The 16,428-nt window shown below is 64.6% G+C and carries 14 protein-coding genes; 8 read left to right on the forward strand and 6 right to left on the reverse strand.

Going from position 1 to position 16,428, the window contains the following annotated elements; genetic code table 11:
- Positions 1-87 precede the first annotated feature (87 nt).
- Positions 88-726, forward strand: coding sequence for a LysR family transcriptional regulator (locus tag DU505_RS08025; protein WP_114478471.1), 639 nt, complete (start codon positions 88-90; stop codon positions 724-726).
- 17 nt (positions 727-743) lie between these two features.
- On the opposite strand, the gene DU505_RS08030 is transcribed toward DU505_RS08025, so the two are convergent.
- Complete coding sequence (locus DU505_RS08030; protein ID WP_114478472.1) at positions 744-1,361, reverse strand: TetR/AcrR family transcriptional regulator; 618 nt, start codon at positions 1,359-1,361, stop codon at positions 744-746.
- Positions 1,362-1,464: 103 nt separating this feature from the next.
- Between DU505_RS08030 and DU505_RS08035 the strand changes: the two genes are divergently transcribed.
- Complete coding sequence (locus tag DU505_RS08035; RefSeq protein ID WP_114478473.1) at positions 1,465-2,205, forward strand: SDR family NAD(P)-dependent oxidoreductase; 741 nt, start codon at positions 1,465-1,467, stop codon at positions 2,203-2,205.
- 76 nt (positions 2,206-2,281) lie between these two features.
- Here DU505_RS08035 and DU505_RS08040 read toward each other — a convergent pair whose 3' ends face one another.
- From DU505_RS08040 to DU505_RS08055, 4 genes are all read right to left on the reverse strand, one after another.
- Complete coding sequence (locus DU505_RS08040; protein ID WP_114478474.1) at positions 2,282-3,520, reverse strand: MFS transporter; 1,239 nt, start codon at positions 3,518-3,520, stop codon at positions 2,282-2,284.
- A gap of 47 nt (positions 3,521-3,567) precedes the next feature.
- Entirely contained in the window at positions 3,568-4,146 is a 579-nt protein-coding gene (locus tag DU505_RS08045) for an NADPH-dependent FMN reductase (RefSeq protein WP_114478475.1), read from the reverse strand.
- A 215-nt stretch (positions 4,147-4,361) separates the two neighbouring features.
- The gene (locus DU505_RS08050) at positions 4,362-5,315 is read right to left on the reverse strand and encodes a LysR family transcriptional regulator (RefSeq protein WP_114478476.1); all 954 of its coding nucleotides are present in this window, start codon (positions 5,313-5,315) and stop codon (positions 4,362-4,364) included.
- Positions 5,316-5,446: 131 nt separating this feature from the next.
- Positions 5,447-6,142 (reverse strand): FMN-dependent NADH-azoreductase, encoded by a 696-nt coding sequence (locus DU505_RS08055; protein ID WP_114478477.1) that lies wholly within the window; start codon positions 6,140-6,142, stop codon positions 5,447-5,449.
- Between the two features lie 160 nt (positions 6,143-6,302).
- On the opposite strand from DU505_RS08055, the gene DU505_RS08060 reads away from it, so the two are divergent.
- The 3 genes from DU505_RS08060 to DU505_RS08070 all read left to right on the forward strand — a co-directional run bounded on the left by DU505_RS08060 (position 6,303) and on the right by DU505_RS08070 (position 12,385).
- Positions 6,303-7,217 (forward strand): LysR substrate-binding domain-containing protein, encoded by a 915-nt coding sequence (locus tag DU505_RS08060; RefSeq protein WP_114478478.1) that lies wholly within the window; start codon positions 6,303-6,305, stop codon positions 7,215-7,217.
- 92 nt (positions 7,218-7,309) lie between these two features.
- On the forward strand, positions 7,310-7,936 hold the full coding sequence (locus tag DU505_RS08065; RefSeq protein ID WP_114478479.1) for a LysE family translocator: 627 nt from the start codon (positions 7,310-7,312) through the stop codon (positions 7,934-7,936).
- A gap of 102 nt (positions 7,937-8,038) precedes the next feature.
- Complete coding sequence (locus tag DU505_RS08070; RefSeq protein WP_114478480.1) at positions 8,039-12,385, forward strand: DEAD/DEAH box helicase; 4,347 nt, start codon at positions 8,039-8,041, stop codon at positions 12,383-12,385.
- 3 nt (positions 12,386-12,388) lie between these two features.
- Here the strand turns inward: DU505_RS08070 and DU505_RS22520 are convergent, their stop codons facing one another.
- Positions 12,389-12,541 (reverse strand): hypothetical protein, encoded by a 153-nt coding sequence (locus DU505_RS22520; protein ID WP_181872763.1) that lies wholly within the window; start codon positions 12,539-12,541, stop codon positions 12,389-12,391.
- Between the two features lie 581 nt (positions 12,542-13,122).
- On the opposite strand from DU505_RS22520, the gene DU505_RS08075 reads away from it, so the two are divergent.
- From DU505_RS08075 to DU505_RS08085, 3 genes are all read left to right on the forward strand, one after another.
- A complete protein-coding gene (locus tag DU505_RS08075) occupies positions 13,123-14,232 on the forward strand; it encodes a TRAP transporter substrate-binding protein (RefSeq protein ID WP_114478481.1) in 1,110 nt (369 codons plus the stop codon).
- Positions 14,233-14,344: 112 nt separating this feature from the next.
- Positions 14,345-14,869, forward strand: a complete 525-nt coding sequence (locus DU505_RS08080) for a TRAP transporter small permease subunit (RefSeq protein WP_114478482.1) — start codon at positions 14,345-14,347, stop codon at positions 14,867-14,869.
- A gap of 3 nt (positions 14,870-14,872) precedes the next feature.
- Positions 14,873-16,198, forward strand: coding sequence for a TRAP transporter large permease (locus DU505_RS08085; protein WP_114478483.1), 1,326 nt, complete (start codon positions 14,873-14,875; stop codon positions 16,196-16,198).
- Positions 16,199-16,428 lie beyond the last annotated feature (230 nt).

Here is a 16,428-nt window from a genome sequence, read left to right on the forward strand (position 1 = left end):
TCAGTTGGAATGTAGGCGGAGCATAGAACGTTGTGCTTTCAAGATAAGCCGGCTAAAAGGACAAAGACTTTCAACAAAGACTTTAAAATGAGTCGAATCGACGATCTCTCCCTATTCCTGCGCATTCTCGACCAAGGGTCGATCAGCGAAGCGGCACGCAGCCTGGATCTCTCCGCGGCCGTCGCCAGCCAGCGCTTGAAGCGACTCGAGCGGGAGCTCGGCGTGCGACTCCTGCAGCGCACCACACGGCGACTACGACCGACGGCGGAGGGCAGGAGCCTGGCTGAACAAGGCCGGGAAGCGGTGGAGGACCTCGAGGCGCTGATGGGTGGGCTGCACCGGTCGACGCGCGAGGTCGCCGGCACCCTGCGCCTGACCTTGCCTCCCACCTTTGGCCGCCTCTATGTATCGCCGTTGTTGCCCGATTTCCTGAGTCGCCATCCCAAACTGCGACTTGATCTCGATCTGTTCGATCAACGCCGGGACATCGTGAGCTCCGGGTTCGACCTGGCCATTCGCATCGGTTCGCTGGCCGATTCCAGCCTGGTGGCGCGCCGGCTGCTGCGGATTCTGCCGGACCATGCGCCGCCCGAGACGGGCATTCACGCGATCATGCCGCAGCGGCGCCTGGTGCCCCCCAGGGTGCGCGCCTTCATCGACTTTCTCGTCGAACAGTGGGAGCCGGCGCCGCCCTGGGAGCGCCATGCGAATGCCGTCAGGAACTAGCCAGGCCGCGCCAGGCGTTAAGCTTCGTGTGAAACGTTGGTGAGCGCATCCCAGCCCGACATCGCACAGTCGGCGATAGCCAGCAGCGTTTCGCGCGAGGCACCGTCACGGGCCTGAATCGACATGCCGTGCTGCAGCGTGACGTAATAATTGGCGATTGCCCGGCAGTTCGTCGAGGCGGGCAACTCGCCTTCCTCGACGGCACGTTTCAGGCGGCGCTCCAGCAGGCAGCCGTTCGCCTGGCGGTGTGCCTTCAAGGCATCACAAACCTGGACATTGGCGCCCTGCATCTGCGGGGCGGCAAGCACGATCATGCAGCCCCGTGGCGTCGCACCGCGCGTGAAGGCCTCGGCCGTGGCATGCAGCACATGTTCGATGGCAGCGCGTGCCGTCGATGCCGTTTCCACCTGCTCCCAGATACCGCTGCCTTCCGTACGCACGTAGAGCGCTACCGCCTCCTTGAACAGTGCTTCCTTGCTGCCGAAGGTGGCGTAGAGGCTGGGTGCGTTGATGCCCATGGCACGAGTCAGGTCGCTGAGCGAGGCATTGTCGTAACCCTGGCTCCAGAACACTTCCATAGCACGGCGCAGGGCCTCTTCCCTGTCGAAGCCGCGGGGTCTGCCGCGCGGGGGCATGTCGCACTCCTTTTTGTATCGATAGCTACAAAATATCTTGACAGTGACTCGCATGTCTAGTCATCTTATTTATGTATCGATCACTACATAAATGGAGCAAGACATGCAGCGACTCAGCGGAAAGGTAGCGTTGGTGACCGGTGGCAGCCGTGGAATAGGGGCCGCTATCGCGCGGCGCCTGGCGGAGGAAGGAGCGGCTGTGGTGATGACCTACGTCAACGGCGAGGCCCAGGCGCAGTCGGTGGTTGACGGGATCGTGTCGACGGGTGGCCAGGCAACGGCGGTTCGTGCCGACAATCGTGACGCCGCAGCGCTCGAGGCAGCCGTCGAGCGCACGGTGGCCGAGTTAGGCGGGCTGGATATCCTGATCAACAATGCGGGGATCTTCCCGACCGGAACGATCGAGGAAGTGACACTGGAAGAATTGGATCGCACCATCGCGATCAACCTGCGTGCGCCGGTGGTGGCTGCCATGGCGGTGGTGGGCCATATGCCGGAGGGCGGGCGTATCATCACCATCGGCAGCAACCTCGCCGTTCGGGTGCCCTGGCCCGGCATCAGCCTGTACGCCATGAGCAAGGCCGGCCTGGTGGGACTGACCAAGGGGCTCGCACGCGACCTCGGGCCGCGCGGTATCAACGTCAATGTGGTGCATCCAGGTTCCACCGACACCGACATGAACCCCGCCGATGGCGAACTCTCCGATCCACAGCGTAGCTTGATGGCCATCCCCCGCTATAACGAGGCCGGTGACGTCGCCGGCCTGGTGGCCTGGCTGGCGGGGCCGGAAGGACGCTCGGTGACAGGTGCCGAGTTCACCATCGACGGCGGTGCCAATATCTGAATTTGGCCAGGTCGGCGATCGCCGAAAGCGCCAGCCATTCGGGCCCATGTGAATTGCGCCGCCTGCGCTTGCTTGGTCATGGCTGAACACCTTCCCCGGCTGGTTGGCGCTCGGATGTTGTCCTCTTCTTGAAGGCTGAGTGCGCCAGCAGGACAGCGGCGACCGAGACGAGCGCCATGGTGACCGCCACGCTTGTCCAGCCGAGACTTGCGGCCAGCGCGCCCCCGGCGGCCGGGCCGACCAGCATCCCGATATTGTTGCCCTGCATGGCGAGGCCCAGCGTCGCTCCCACAAGCTCGGGGCGCGGCGCGAAGCGGGGCACGCTATCCATCAGGACGACCGGGATCAGGCCGGCCATGAAAGCGAACAGCACCGCAAAGACGGCGATCGCGATCCAGGAAAGATCAGCAGCCAGCACGCCGAAACCGAACAGCGTCATCATGAGGAAGCCCGCCGCCAGCACATGAAGTGGTTGGCGGCCCGAAGCGAGCAGGAAGCCTGCGGCGAGATTGCCAACACCGCTTGCTGCTATGGCGATGGCTGAGACCGTGCTGGCCGGTTCCGGGCCGAGCTCGAACCGCTCCGTGAGCAGTGAGGGCAGGAAGCCGAACACCACGAAGAAGGCAGCCGAGAAGGCGGCGAAGATCGTGGCGAGCGCCCATGGCCCAGGTGCGACGAGCGCTTGCTTCAGTTGCGAGCCGATGCGCTGGACGTTAGCAGTCGCCACCTTCTGCGACGGGATGGCGAAAACGAAGAAGGCAGCATAGGCGAACAGGATCGCCGAGTTGAGCAGCCAGAAGCCGCGCCATTCGAGCAGGGTCAGGAGTGGCGCGGCGAGCATCACCACGGTCATCCCTACCGGCATGACCGTGGCCCAGACCGCGATAGCGCGATCCCGTATCCTCCTGGCGACGATGGCGAAGATCATCGTGGGTCCGGCCACGAAAACCGCCATGAAGCCCAGCCCCTCGATGACACGAGAGAGCATCAGCAGTTCGACGCCGGTTGAAACGCCGCCGAGCCCTGCACCGAGCGCCTGAAGCGCCAGCCCGCCCACCACCATGCGCTTGGTGTCGATCCGGTCGGCCGCCAACCCCACAGGGGCCCCGCCGATGGCGCCGACGATTGCGAAGGCCGATATGAGCCACGAGACGACCACGAGGCTCAGGCCAAGATCGAGCTGGACGGCGGCAAGCGCCATTGGCGCCTTGCCAACCTGAAAGGCGGAGGCCACGCCTGCGCCAGCGATGATGAAGACCGTGCTCCATCCCGCCTCCTGCGGCGGGTTCGATTGGGAGTATTGCGTTGCGGACATTGTCGTGCGCTCCGTCTGTTCGTGCTCTGACTTTCTCCCCACCTTGCCTATTCCGAGACCGTGTAGGGCACGGCGTTGCGTGCGGTGCGCAGCGCCTTGGCCCACCATTTGAGCTGATGCAGCATCGTGTTCGCCGCTGCGGCACAGCCGGTCGGATTGCGTGGCTGGCCGTCCTCATCGAACTGGTCCCACGGGTTCTGAAAGCTGACTGTGTCGCGTAGGGTGACGGCATGAAGCTCGGGCATGACGCCCCGCAAGTGCTCGACCGCGCGCACGCCGGCCGCGAAACCGCCATAGGCTACGAAACCGACCGGCTTGGCCCGCCACTCTTCGTAGCCGAGGTCGATCGCCTGCTTCAGCGAAGCCGGATAGCTGTGGTTGTATTCCGGCACGATCATCACGAAGGCATCGGCCGCGTCGAGCCGGGCGGTGTATGCCTTGAGGTCGTTATCCAGCTCTGCGGGAAGGATCGCAGGCAGGTTGAGGTCGGCCAGGTCGATATAGTCGACCTCGAACTCCTGCCGGTCCTTCACCTGATCCAGGAACCACTTGCCGATCGTCGGCGCGAGGCGGCCTTCACGATTGCTGCCAACGATGATCGCGAGGCGGATGGGCGTGTCATTCATGGTCTTTTCTCCTTTGTTGGTTCTTCTGCTGGGCAATGGCATGTCGTTCCCGCCGGAACGAAGCTCTGGCGGGGGGCGTGTGGTCGATGTCGGGATGAAGGAGTCTGTGCGCTCAGATGCGTGGTGCTTCCGTAGGAGTTTTATGCCACAGCTTTGTGATTCACGGGACTGACAAAAGATGGATCATCATGATCTATCCGATTGGACGGTAGCAGTCACTCAACCAGGCGATCCTGGGTCGCAGCGATCGCGTCGATCTCCAACGAGCAGCCCGGCAGCTCGGCCAGCAGTGCCTTGCGGAAGGCGGCGCCCGCCGGACCGAGAGGCCGGTCGATGCGGCGAGCAAGGTAGGTCTGCGTCGTTGATTCACCACCCTCGGCGAAGGCTGCGACCGGAAGCCGAACGAGATCGCCCCCGTGCAGCTCGCGTTCGATCATCCAGAGCGGGAGGCTGCCCCAGCCGACTCCCGACAGGATCAGTGTCTTCTTCGTAAGGTTGTCTGCCACCCGCCAGCGCGACGGCGATACCACGCCATAGTCGCGCTTGCCTGTGAGCGCAGATGGATCTTCGCCAACCACCTGGATGTGATCGGCGAGCGTCGTCGTGCTGAGTGGTGCGTCGACCGTCTGCGCGAGCGGATGGCCTCGCGCGACAACGGCGGCACGCCTGACTGTCATCAGCGCTTCCAACTCGATCGCCGGATTGATCAGGTTAATTCCGCTGATCGCCAGATCGCATTCACCTTCCAGCAACGCTTCAAACGATGCCCCAAGCGGCGTCGAGAGAATACGGAAGGTGACCGTGGGATAGGTTTCGCAAAGCGCGTTGAGGGCGCGCCCCAGGACCGGCAACGGGAACTGTGGGTCGAGTGCCACGGTGATCTCCAGTTCCACGCCCTGGCCCAGCCCCCGCGCCCGCGCGCGCACCGCGTCGACCTTGATCAGCAGCGCCCTGACATCCGCCAGAAGTGACGCCCCGGAGGGGGTGAGTCTTGGCCTGTGACCGGAACGGTCGAAGAGCTCCACTTCAAGCTGCGCTTCGAGATTGCCAATCGCATGGCTGATCGCCGACTGCACCCGCGACAGCCGCATTGCTGCCGCGCGGAAGCTACCGGTCTCGGCGACGGTGACGAAGACGCGCATCTGATCAAGCGTCAGGCCGTCCAGCATGTTCGATTCCTCCGATCATTCTCTCCGAACTTATAGTACTCCCTTGTATATGCTCAACGTCGGCGGACCATGTCCAGTGCTTGGTTCATCAGTGTGAGTTACAGGCCACGCAGCGCGTGGCCTGTCTGCTATCAGGCGTCGACCAGGTCCTCCTTGAGATTCTTCGCCCATGCCATGACCAGCGCGTCGATGTCCTGCTCGGCCTGGGCCAGCGAGGCCTGCAGACGTTCGTCGCCGAATTCGTCGTACTCCACCGCGATGCCGTGCACGTCATCGATGCCCAAGTAGCCGAACACGGTGCAGATGTGCGGCTCGACGTGGTTGGTATGGGCCATGCGCTCGCCTGGTGCATAGCCGTAGTCGCCTCGGGCGCTCAGCACCACCAGCCGCTTGTGCATCTCGGTCAGCATCGGCCAGTAGGGCAGCCCTTGGCGCGAGCGATCGAAGCCGAAGGTGCGTCCGACCCGCACGATGTTATCGATATAGGCCTTGAAGCCTGCCGGGACACCGAAGTTGTACATCGGCACGCCGGCAACGATCACATCGGCCTCCAGCAGCTCGTCGACCAGCGCGTCGCTCTCGGCCAGGACGTCGTGCATCCAGGGCTCGCGCGCCTCCGGCTTGGTGAAGGCGGCATGGATCCACTCGCCGCTGACGGGGTGAGGCGGGTGCTGGCCCACGTCGCGATAGAGAATGCGATCGCCGGGACGGACCTTTTGCCATTGCTCGACGAAGCGAGCGCTGAGACGACGTGAGTGGGAGCCGTGTGGATCTATTCCGGAACGGCCGGGACGGGCGCTGGCATCGATGTGAAGTAACGTGGTCATGAGTCTCTCCTGACAAGTAGAATTCAACTAGCTGGGTGCGTGAGAGACAGCATCGAGCCATCATGCAGGGCTTACAAACGACCATTTTTTGTGGGATGGAATAGCTGAACTTGTCTATGATGGGCTTGGCCATGGCTGAGTGCTCAACGAGGAGACGCCAGTGAATCGACGCACGCTGCCACTATCGCAACTGCGCGCCTTCGAGGCGGCGGCACGCCACCGCAGCTTCAAGCAGGCCGCCGAGGAGCTGGCCGTGACACCGGCGGCCATCAGCCACCAGGTGCGCGAGTTGGAAGCGTTGCTGGGCGTGGCGCTATTCGAGCGGCGCATCCGCCAGGTGGTGCCGACGGCAGAAGCGGAGCATCTGTTTCCCGTACTGCGCCGTGGTTTCGACTCCTTTGCAGAGGCGTTGGAAGCGCTGCGTGAGCAGGGCAACGGTGGCAGCGTCACGCTCTCCTGCACGCCGGCCTTCGCCAGCCAGTGGCTGTTGCCGCGACTGGCCGATTTCCATGCTAGGCACCCCGATATCGACTTGCGCATTCACGCCAGCGAAGCGCCTCTGGATCTGTCACGCGGTGCCTCGCTGGCGATTCGCTACGGCATGGGGCCCTACCCGGAGCATGAGGCAGAGGTGCTGGCCAATGACACCTTCGCCCTGGTGGCAAGCCCGCAGCTGGGGCTGGCCGTGTATGAGGATCTGAAGAGAGTTCGGCATATCGACTTCGACTGGTACAGCCCGTCGCTGGGGTTGCCCTCGTGGCAGCACTGGTGCCAAGCGGCGGGCGGCACCGCTGCCGACCTGGGAGCGAGCCTGACCTTCTCCGAGGAGAGCCATGCGATCCAGGCCGCCATCGCCGGCCAAGGCGTGGCGCTGCTGAGCCAGACCCTGGTGAAGGCGGAACTCGAGCGCGGTATTCTGCAGGTGCCCTTCGGCCCGCGGTTGCCAGGGCTTCGTTACCACCTGATCCGACACAGCCGCTTCGCCGGCCATGCTGCCCTTGAGCGGGTGGCCGAGTGGTTGCGAGGGGCTTTTGCAGGTGTGGCCAGCCAGAAAAGCGGATCTGTGGATGCTTGAAGGCCTATGGCCGAAATTTTTTACTTGCCGGCCTGTGCTCGCGCTGGGCATGCTGAAATGGTCGTTCACTCATCAATGACGAGACAAGACAGATGAACCTTGAGCTCTGGCTGGCCTTCGTGGCCGCTTCCGCTGTGATGCTGGCCATTCCGGGACCGACGATCCTCACCGTGATGAGCTATTCATTGGCCTCGGGGCGGCGTGCCAAGGCACCGCTGGTCGCCGCCGTCGCCCTGGGCGATTCAACGGCCCTGGCGATGTCGCTGCTGGGCCTCGGTGCCCTGCTGGCCACCTCGGCGTTCTGGTTCACCGCGGTCAAGTGGGTCGGCGGGCTCTACCTGCTCTACCTGGGTATCAAGCTGCTGCGTGCCGGGGCGAGTACGAGCGTCGTGCCGGCGCCGGCGGAGTCCGTGTCGCGCTGGAAGCTCTTCGGCAATACCTACCTGGTCACGGCGCTCAATCCGAAGGGCATCGTGTTCTTCGTGGCCTTCCTGCCACAGTTCCTCGACCCGAAGCTACCGGTGACGCCGCAGCTGTGGGTGCTGGCCGCCACCTTCGTCACACTGGCCACACTGAATGCGGCCCTCTACGCGCTCTTTGCCGCCACCGCCCGCCGCCTGCTGTCCACGCCGCGTGCCCAGCGCGGCTTCCATCTGATGGGCGGCTCGTTGCTTTCGAGCGCGGGGGTATGGGCGCTACTGGCCAGACGGCCGGCCTGAGGAGCTGCCGGAGCAGGGTGCCCTCGGCCAGAACTGCTCTACGTAATCGCGTTTCGCCCATCCCTCGATTACGTTGTAGGAAAGCGATATCCCGGAGCGCCCATGCCGCTCGATGTCTTTCATCCCGCCGTCAGCCAGTGGTTCGAACGCGATCTCGGTGCGCCCACCGAGGTGCAGGCGCGCGCCTGGCCGGCCATCGGCGCGGGCGGCCATGTGCTGATCGCCGCACCCACCGGTTCGGGCAAGACGCTGGCGGCGTTCCTCGCCGCCATCGATGCCCTGGTGCGCCGCGGGCTCGAGAATGAGCTGCCCGACGAGACCGTGGTGCTCTACGTCTCGCCGCTGCGCGCGCTGTCCAACGACATCCAGCGCAACCTGCAACTGCCCATCGCCGGCATCGGCGAGGCGCTCTCGACAGATGGCCGGGAGGCGCCGGAGATCCGCGCCTGGGTGCGTACCGGGGATACCACCTCGTCGGAGCGCGAGCGCATGCGCAAGCGCCCGCCGCATATCGTGGTGACCACGCCGGAATCGCTCTACGTGCTGCTCACTTCCGAGTCGGGACGCCGGATGCTGTCGACCGTACGCACGGTGATCGTCGACGAGATCCATGCGGTGGCCGGAACCAAGCGTGGCTCGCACCTGGCGCTGTCGCTGGAGCGCCTGGCAGGGCTGACCTCGCAACCGCCGCAGCGCATCGGGCTTTCGGCGACGCAGAAGCCGGTCGAGGCGGTGGCGGCCTTTCTCACCGGCGGCGACGACTGCACCATCATCGACACCGGCCACGTGCGCGAGCGCGACCTGGCCATTGAAGTATCCGGCTCGCCGCTTACCGCGATCATGGCCAACGAGGTGTGGGAAGAGGTCTACGACCGCCTGGCGGCGCTGGTGCGCGAGCATCGCACCACGCTGATCTTCGCCAATACCCGGCGCGTCTGCGAGCGGGTGGCGAGGCATCTCGCCGACCGCCTGGGCGAGGAGTGGGTGACCTCGCATCACGGCAGCCTGGCCCGCGAGCACCGCCTGGACGCCGAGCAGCGCCTGAAACAGGGCGAACTGCGCGGGCTGGTGGCCACCGCCTCGCTGGAGCTGGGCATCGATATCGGTGACGTCGACCTGGTCTGCCAGCTCGGTTCGCCCCGCTCCATGTCGGCCTTCCTGCAGCGGGTGGGGCGTTCCGGTCATGGAGTGGGGCGCGTGCCCAAGGGGCGGCTGTTCCCGCTGACCCGCGACGACCTGGTGGAGAGCACGGCACTGATGGGCGCGGTTCAGTCCGGCGAGCTCGACCGGTTGCACATCCCCGAGGGGCCGCTCGACGTGCTGGCCCAGCAGATCGTCGCCGAGGTCGCCGGGGCGGGGGAGGTCGAGGAGGTCGCGCTGCTTGAGCGAATACGAGCGGCCTGGCCCTACCGCGCGCTGACGCAGGAGAGTTTCGACGAAGTGGTGCAGATGCTCGCCGACGGCTATACCACCCGGCGTGGGCGACGCGGCGCCTACCTGCATCGCGACCGGGTCAACGGCCGCCTGCGCCCGCGGCGCAACGCGCGGCTCGTTGCCCTGACCAACGGTGGGGCGATTCCCGACCACTTCGATTACGACGTGATCCTGCAGCCCGAGGAGATCCGCGTCGGCACCGTCAACGAGGATTTCGCTTTCGAGAGCATGCCGGGCGACATCTTTCAGCTCGGCAACCAGGCCTATCGCATCTTGAAGCTCGCCACCGGCAAGCTCTACGTCGAGGACGCCCGCGGTGCGCCGCCGAGCATTCCGTTCTGGTTCGGCGAGGCGCCGGCGCGCACCGCGGAGCTCTCCGAGGCGGTGTCGCGCCTGCGGCAAGGCGTCGACCGGCAACTGGTCGAGGGCGACGAGAACGACGCCCAGCAGTGGCTGGAAACCGAGTACGGCCTCACGCCCGCCGCGTCCGAGCAGCTGGTGCGCTATCTCGCCGTGGCGCGGGCGGCGCTGGGCGTGATTCCCAGCCAGCGCCACCTGGTACTGGAGCGCTTCTTCGACGAGGCCGGCGACATGCACCTGGTGCTGCACGCGCCGTTCGGCTCCAAGCTCAACCGTGCCTGGGGTCTGGCGCTGCGCAAGCGCTTCTGTCGCAAGTTCAACTTCGAGCTGCAGGCGGCGGCGCTGGAGGACTCCATCGTGCTGTCGCTGGGTCCGACGCATAGTTTTCCGCTCGACGAGGTATGGGGCTACCTCAACAGCAGGACAGTGCGCGAGGTGCTGATCCAGGCGCTGCTCGATGCGCCGCTGTTCGGCCTGCGCTGGCGCTGGAACGCCTCGGTGGGGCTGGCAGTGCCGCGCACCCGCAACGGCAAGCGGCGCCCGCCGCAGCTGCAGCGGCAGGACTCCGAGGACCTGCTCTCGGTGGTCTTTCCCGACCAGCTCGCCTGCGCCGAGAACCTGGCTGGCGCGCGCGAGCTACCCGACCATCCGTTGGTCAACCAGACCCTGCATGACTGCCTGACCGACGCCATGGACATCGACGCGCTGGAGCGCTTGCTGGTGCGCCTGGAGGCCGGTGAGATAAGCTTCAGCGGGCGCGACCTGGCCGTGCCTTCGCCACTGTCGGAGGAGGTGGTCAATGCGCGGCCCTATGCCTTCCTCGACGACGGCGCCCAGGAGGAGCGGCGCACACTCAGCGTGCGCCCCGGCGCGGCGCTGGATGTGGCCGATGCCGCCGCCTCGGCGCGCTACGCCCCCGAGGTGGTCGCACGCGTGCGCGAGGAGGCCTGGCCCGCGCCGCGCGATGCCGACGAGTTGCACGATGCCCTGGTAATGAGCGGCTTCATTGTCGAGGCGGAAGTCGGGTCCGACTGGTTCCCCTGGTTCGATACGCTCACCGCAGCCCGGCGTGCTACCGCCGTCACCCCACCCGACGGCGACACGCTGTGGGTGGCGGCGGAGCGCCTGGTCGAGCTGCTGGCGATCCATCCCGAGGCCGCGCTTGATCCGCCCATTGCGGCGGTGGGCGAGGCGCCGCAAACGCCCGACGAGGCGCTGATCGAGCTGCTGCGCTCGCGGCTGGAAACGCTGGGGCCGGTGACTGCCATACAGCTGGCCGCACCGCTCGGCACATCGCTGGACCTCGCCATGGCGGCGCTTTCTCGCCTGGAAGTCGAGGGCTTCGTGTTGCAGGGCGCTTTCCTGGGTGGCAGCGAGGTGGCCTGGTGCGAGCGGCGCCTGTTGGCTCGCATGCATCGCTATGCCATCGACCGCCGCCGCGCCGAGATCGAGCCGGTAAGCATTCAGCACTACCTGCGTTTCCTGCTCGACTGGCACGGCCTGACCGAACGGACGGAAGGTCCCGAGGCGCTGACCGGGGCGGTGGAGCGTCTGGAGGGATTCCCCGTCGCTGCGGGCGCCTGGGAGAGCGACGTGCTGCCGGCGCGGGTGGCCGATTTCACCCCGCACATGCTCGATCAACTGCTCGCCAGCGGGCGCTTCATCTGGCTGCGCCTGCTGCCGCCCCGAGTCGCCGAGGGCGACGAGGGCGACGAGCGGCAGCGCCCCGGGCCGCTGCGCAACACCCCGGTCGCGCTGATCGACCGCCAGGCGTTGCCCGACTGGCGCCAGGCGGCACCGGCACCCGAACTCGATGGTTTGCCGCTCTCCGGCGGCGCGCGCCGGGTGCTGGAGGCGTTGCAGGGCGGCGGGGCGATGTTCTTTGCCGACCTGCTCGGCCCGACGCGCATGCTGCGCACCCAGGTCGAGGAGGCGCTGGGCGAGCTGGCCTCCTGGGGCTTGGTCACCTCCGACAGCTTCACCGGCCTGCGGGCGCTGATCGCCCCGGCCAGCAAGCGCCCGCCCATTGCAGCGAGTGGGCGAAGGCGTCGGCGCCATTCCCCTGGGGTGGACGCCGCTGGGCGCTGGTCGTGGCTGCCGGCACCCGAGCGCGAGCCGCCCGCCGGGAAGCGGCGCATCACGACCGATATGGACTGCCTGGAGCATATCGCCTGGGTGCTGCTGGAGCGCTACGGCGTGGTGTTCCGCCGCGTGATCGAGCGCGAGCCGGCGCTGCCGCCGTGGCGCGAGCTGCTCTACGTCTACCGTAGGCTGGAGGCCCGCGGCGAAATCCGCGGCGGGCGCTTCGTGCAGCAGTTTTCCGGTGAGCAGTTCGCCCTGGCCGAGGCGGTGGGAGGACTCAAAGCCATGCGCCGGCGCGAGCCGGACGATACGCGAGTCGTGGTGGCCGCCGCCGACCCGCTCAACCTGATGGGCGTTCTCACCCCCGGTAAGCGGTTGCCGGCAGTTTCGGGCAACCGCCTGCTCTATCGCGACGGCGTGCCGGAGGCGGTGCTGCAGAACGGCGAGGTGCACTTCCTCGAGACGCTGCCCGCCGAGAAACAGTGGCAGCTGCAACAATTGCTTCGGCGTGGACCAGGAAAGGAAAAACCCCCGGCACCAGAGGTGCCGGGGGCTGCGATATCGATACGTTGACGATCAGCCGCGCCGCGTGCGATCCCGATACGGGTCGCGCTCATTCTTCTCGATACGCACTTCCTTGCGGATGGGGTGCCTCTGCTTCTCGCTCATGGCGTAGGTCAATAGCGCCACTGCGGCCACGCTCACGGTCAGCATTGTGATGATACCCATGTGCATGTCCTCCTGCGGGTGAATGGGGCGACCCTCGGGACCTCACTGTCCCTACGAGAGATGTGCCTACCCAATGGAGGATGGCAGTTTTCTCGCTGGCCGACAAAGGCTTTGACACGATGTCAGCGACTAAGTTTTCACGCTTCGCGAGAAATTCTTTTTTATCGCTCCGGTATAAGGCTCGCCGACCCGGACCACGACCTTCCCGAATGGCCCGCTGTCGAGTCGCTTCTGGCCTGGTTGGCTGGTTCGACGCCTACTCGAGCTCATGGCCTTCTAGCATGGAGCCGGATCGGTATTGCTTTTTGAATGGGTTTAGTGAAATATATTTCCAAGTATATACTTCTGGCTAATGCCTTGGGTGGTTCTACGTAGTTCTACGGATGCCCTGTCCGTAATAATGACTAAGAAATACCACTAGGATGAATTGCGCAGTCTCCCGGATTTATTTTCTCCCTCACCAGTTTATTCTCCCCAAGGTCAGCTTTCTGACCAGTTCACGATTCAATCATTAAAATAAACAAGAGCGCTGCTTGGTAGTGCACTTGATATTATCAAGCACGCCGGGAGAAGGCATTTTCATGAGCGTCAACAGGCGTAATTTTCTCAAGTATGGTGGTGCTGCCGCGGTGGGTACCGTAATGGCACCGAGCATCGTCAAGGCCCAGGAAACTTTCAACTGGCGCATGACAACCAGCTGGCCCTCGGGTTTTCCGTTCTTCCAATCCGGCCCCGGCTCCGCGACGGACTTCGCCAAGCGGGTCGAAGACATGTCCGGTGGCCGCATCAAGATTCGTGTCTATGGTGCCGGCGAACTGATTCCGGCCTTCGACGGCTTCGATGCCGTTTCGCGGGGCCAGCAGGTGCAGCTGAACCATGCTTGCTCCTACTACTGGGCCGGCGAATCGTTTGCCGCCCAGTATTTCACTACCGTGCCTTTCGGCATGACCTTCCAGGGGTTCAATGCCTGGCTGGCGCATGGCGGCGGCTATGAGCTGTGGAAGGAGACCTACGAGCCCTACAACCTCATACCCTTGGCCGTGGGCTGTACCGGCGCGCAGCCGGTGGGCTGGTTCCGTGAACCCGTCACCAGCGTCGAGGACTTTCGTGGCCTGAACATCCGCATGCCGGGGCTGGCCGGCGACGTCTACAACGCCATTGGCGCCAATGCCCGCCTGCTGCCCGGGGGAGAGATCTTCTCGGCCCTGGAGCGGGGCGCCATCGATGCGGCGGAGTGGGTGGGGCCCTACCTCGACCGTGCCCTGGGTCTGCATAACGCGGCCAAGCACTACTACTCCTCGGGCTGGCACGAACCCTCCACCACCACCGAGGTCATCGTCAACAAGGATGCCTACGACTCCTTGCCCAGCGATCTCCAGGCGGTGCTTCACAACGCGGCTGCGGCCTGCAACATCACCTCCCATACCTGGATCGAAGCGCAGAATGGTGACGCCCTGGATGACCTGGTCAACAACCACGGCGTGGCATTCGAGACCCTCCCCGACGACGTCATCCGGGCGCTGTTCGAGGCCACGCGTGACATTCTCGCGACCGAGGCCGACAAGGACCCGCTGGTCAAGAAGATCAACGACAGCTTCTGGGCGTTCAAGAAGAAGCACGACGGCTGGCATGCCAACAGTGAGGCCGTGTTTGCCAACACCATCAGTCGCTATGGCCAGGGCATGATCTGACGTTGGCACGGCGCTCGGCAGCGAAGCCGGGCGCTTTCCTTCCAGACCCTTTCGGGTCGCGTTTACCCCACCTTTGACGTCCGCTGGGTACCTGCCCAGAGGGGGAGTTGAGATGCTGCGTTTCTGTACCTCGCTCGAGCGTTTGCTCGAGCGCATCACGGGCCTTGCCGGTTTCATCGGCTGCTTGGCCATGATCATCATGATCGCGCTGATCTTCGGCAATATGCTGAGTCGTTATGCCTTCGGCCTGGGCGCGGTATGGGCCCAGGAACTGGAGTGGTACTTGCTGTCGGTGATGGCGATGATGGGCATTGCCTATGCCATGAAGTTCGACGATCACGTGCGGGTAGATATCCTGTCGAGCCGCTTCAGCCCCGTCGGCATGATGTGGCTGAACCTTATCACCGCACTGCTGGTGGCGCTGCCCTGTGCGCTACTCATCATCTACTACAGCTTTCCTTTTGCCGAGACATCCCTCATCCGCGGTGAGCGTTCGCCGAATTCCTCTGGCCTGCCCTGGCGTTGGATACCCAAATCGTTGGTGGTGGTCGGCTTCGTCTTTGTGGCGACCGAGTCGATTCGCCAGGCGCTGGAAAACGGCAGGCGTCTCGTTCAACACTACGCTGGGAGTGCCTGAATCATGGCCTTGGAATATTATGCGCTAGCCATGATCGTGGCCTTCTTCGTCCTGGTGATGACCGGTATCCCGGTCGGCTTCGTGGTGGCCGTCGTCGGCTTCATCTTTGGCTTCATCGGCTTCGATGGCTGGCTGTTCGAACTGCTGCCATCGCGGATCTATGGTGTCGTCTCCAACTACACCCTGCTGGCCATACCGCTGTTCGTCTTCATGGGTGTGATGCTGGAGCGCTCGAAGATCGCCGAGCGCATGCTCGACGTGATCGGCCACCTGTGTGGCGGCCTGCCGGGCGGGATGGCCCTGGCGGTGATCATCGTGGGCGTGCTGCTGGGGGCGGCGACGGGCATCGTCGGCGCGGCCATCGTCACGCTGACCCTGATGGCGCTGCCCACCCTGGTGCGGCGCGGCTACAAGAAGACGGTGGCCTGCGGCACCATCTGTGCCGCCGGTACCCTGGGGCAGATCATCCCGCCGAGCCTGGTGCTGCTGGTGCTGGCCGATATCATGAATCTCTCGGTGGGCAGCCTGTTCGCCGCGGCGCTGGTGCCGGGGCTGCTGCTGGCCGGCATGTACCTGGCCTACCTGCTGGTGCTTGCCTTCTTCTTTTCCGCCGATGTGCCCGCCATCGACGAGCAGGAGCGTGCCGCCGTCAGCAAGCTGGAGCTGTGCAAGGACTTCGCCAAGGTCGTGGTGCCGCCGCTGCTGCTGATCTTCGCCGTGCTCGGCTCGATCATCGGCGGTGTGGCTGCGCCCACGGAGGCGGCATCGGTGGGGGCCGTGGGTGCCTTGGTGCTAACGATCGTCTCCGGTCGCATGTCGCTCCTGGTACTCTCCGATACCGTGAAGACCTCCCTGCGCATCAGCTGCATGATCTTCTTCGTGCTGATTGCCTCGCAGGTCTTCGCCCTGGCTTTCCGGGGCCTGGACGGGGAGTTCCTGATCGAGGCGATGTTCGAGTGGGTGCCGGGCGGCATGTACGGCACGCTGATCTTCATGCTGCTGCTGATCTTCTTCCTGGGCTTCTTCCTCGAGTGGATCCAGATCTCCTACATCGCCGTGCCGCTGTTCCTGCCCTTCCTGGCAAGCCAGGGGGACATGTCCATGGTCTGGGTGGCCATCCTGATCGCCATGAACCTCCAGACCTCGTTTCTCACGCCGCCCTTCGGCTGGTCGCTGCTGTTCATGAAGGGCGTGGCGCCGCCGGGGATTACTACTGGGGACATTTACAAGGGAGCTGTTCCCTTCGTGCTGATACAGGTCCTTGCCCTGGCGCTGATCATCGTCTTCCCCGGTGTGGTTCTGTGGTTGCCGGCGGTGGTAGGATGGTAAGTTGCCGCAAGCGTTAGATACGAGTCTGAAAATCAGGCCCTGCCAATCCTCGTCCGGTAATTGAGGTTGGCGGGGCTGGTGGCTCGACAATAACTGTGGCTCAACAATAATAAGTAAACAGGTATACGCCAGTGTTCACGTTCAGAACCAAGTTGACACTGCTTACCTTGCTCCCTCTGTTGGTTCTCATAGTCGGTGTGACTTTCCTTGCCATCCATCAGAGCGCGCGG

The organism is Billgrantia montanilacus (assembly GCF_003336675.1).
Classification (GTDB): Bacteria; Pseudomonadota; Gammaproteobacteria; order Pseudomonadales; family Halomonadaceae; genus Halomonas; species Halomonas montanilacus.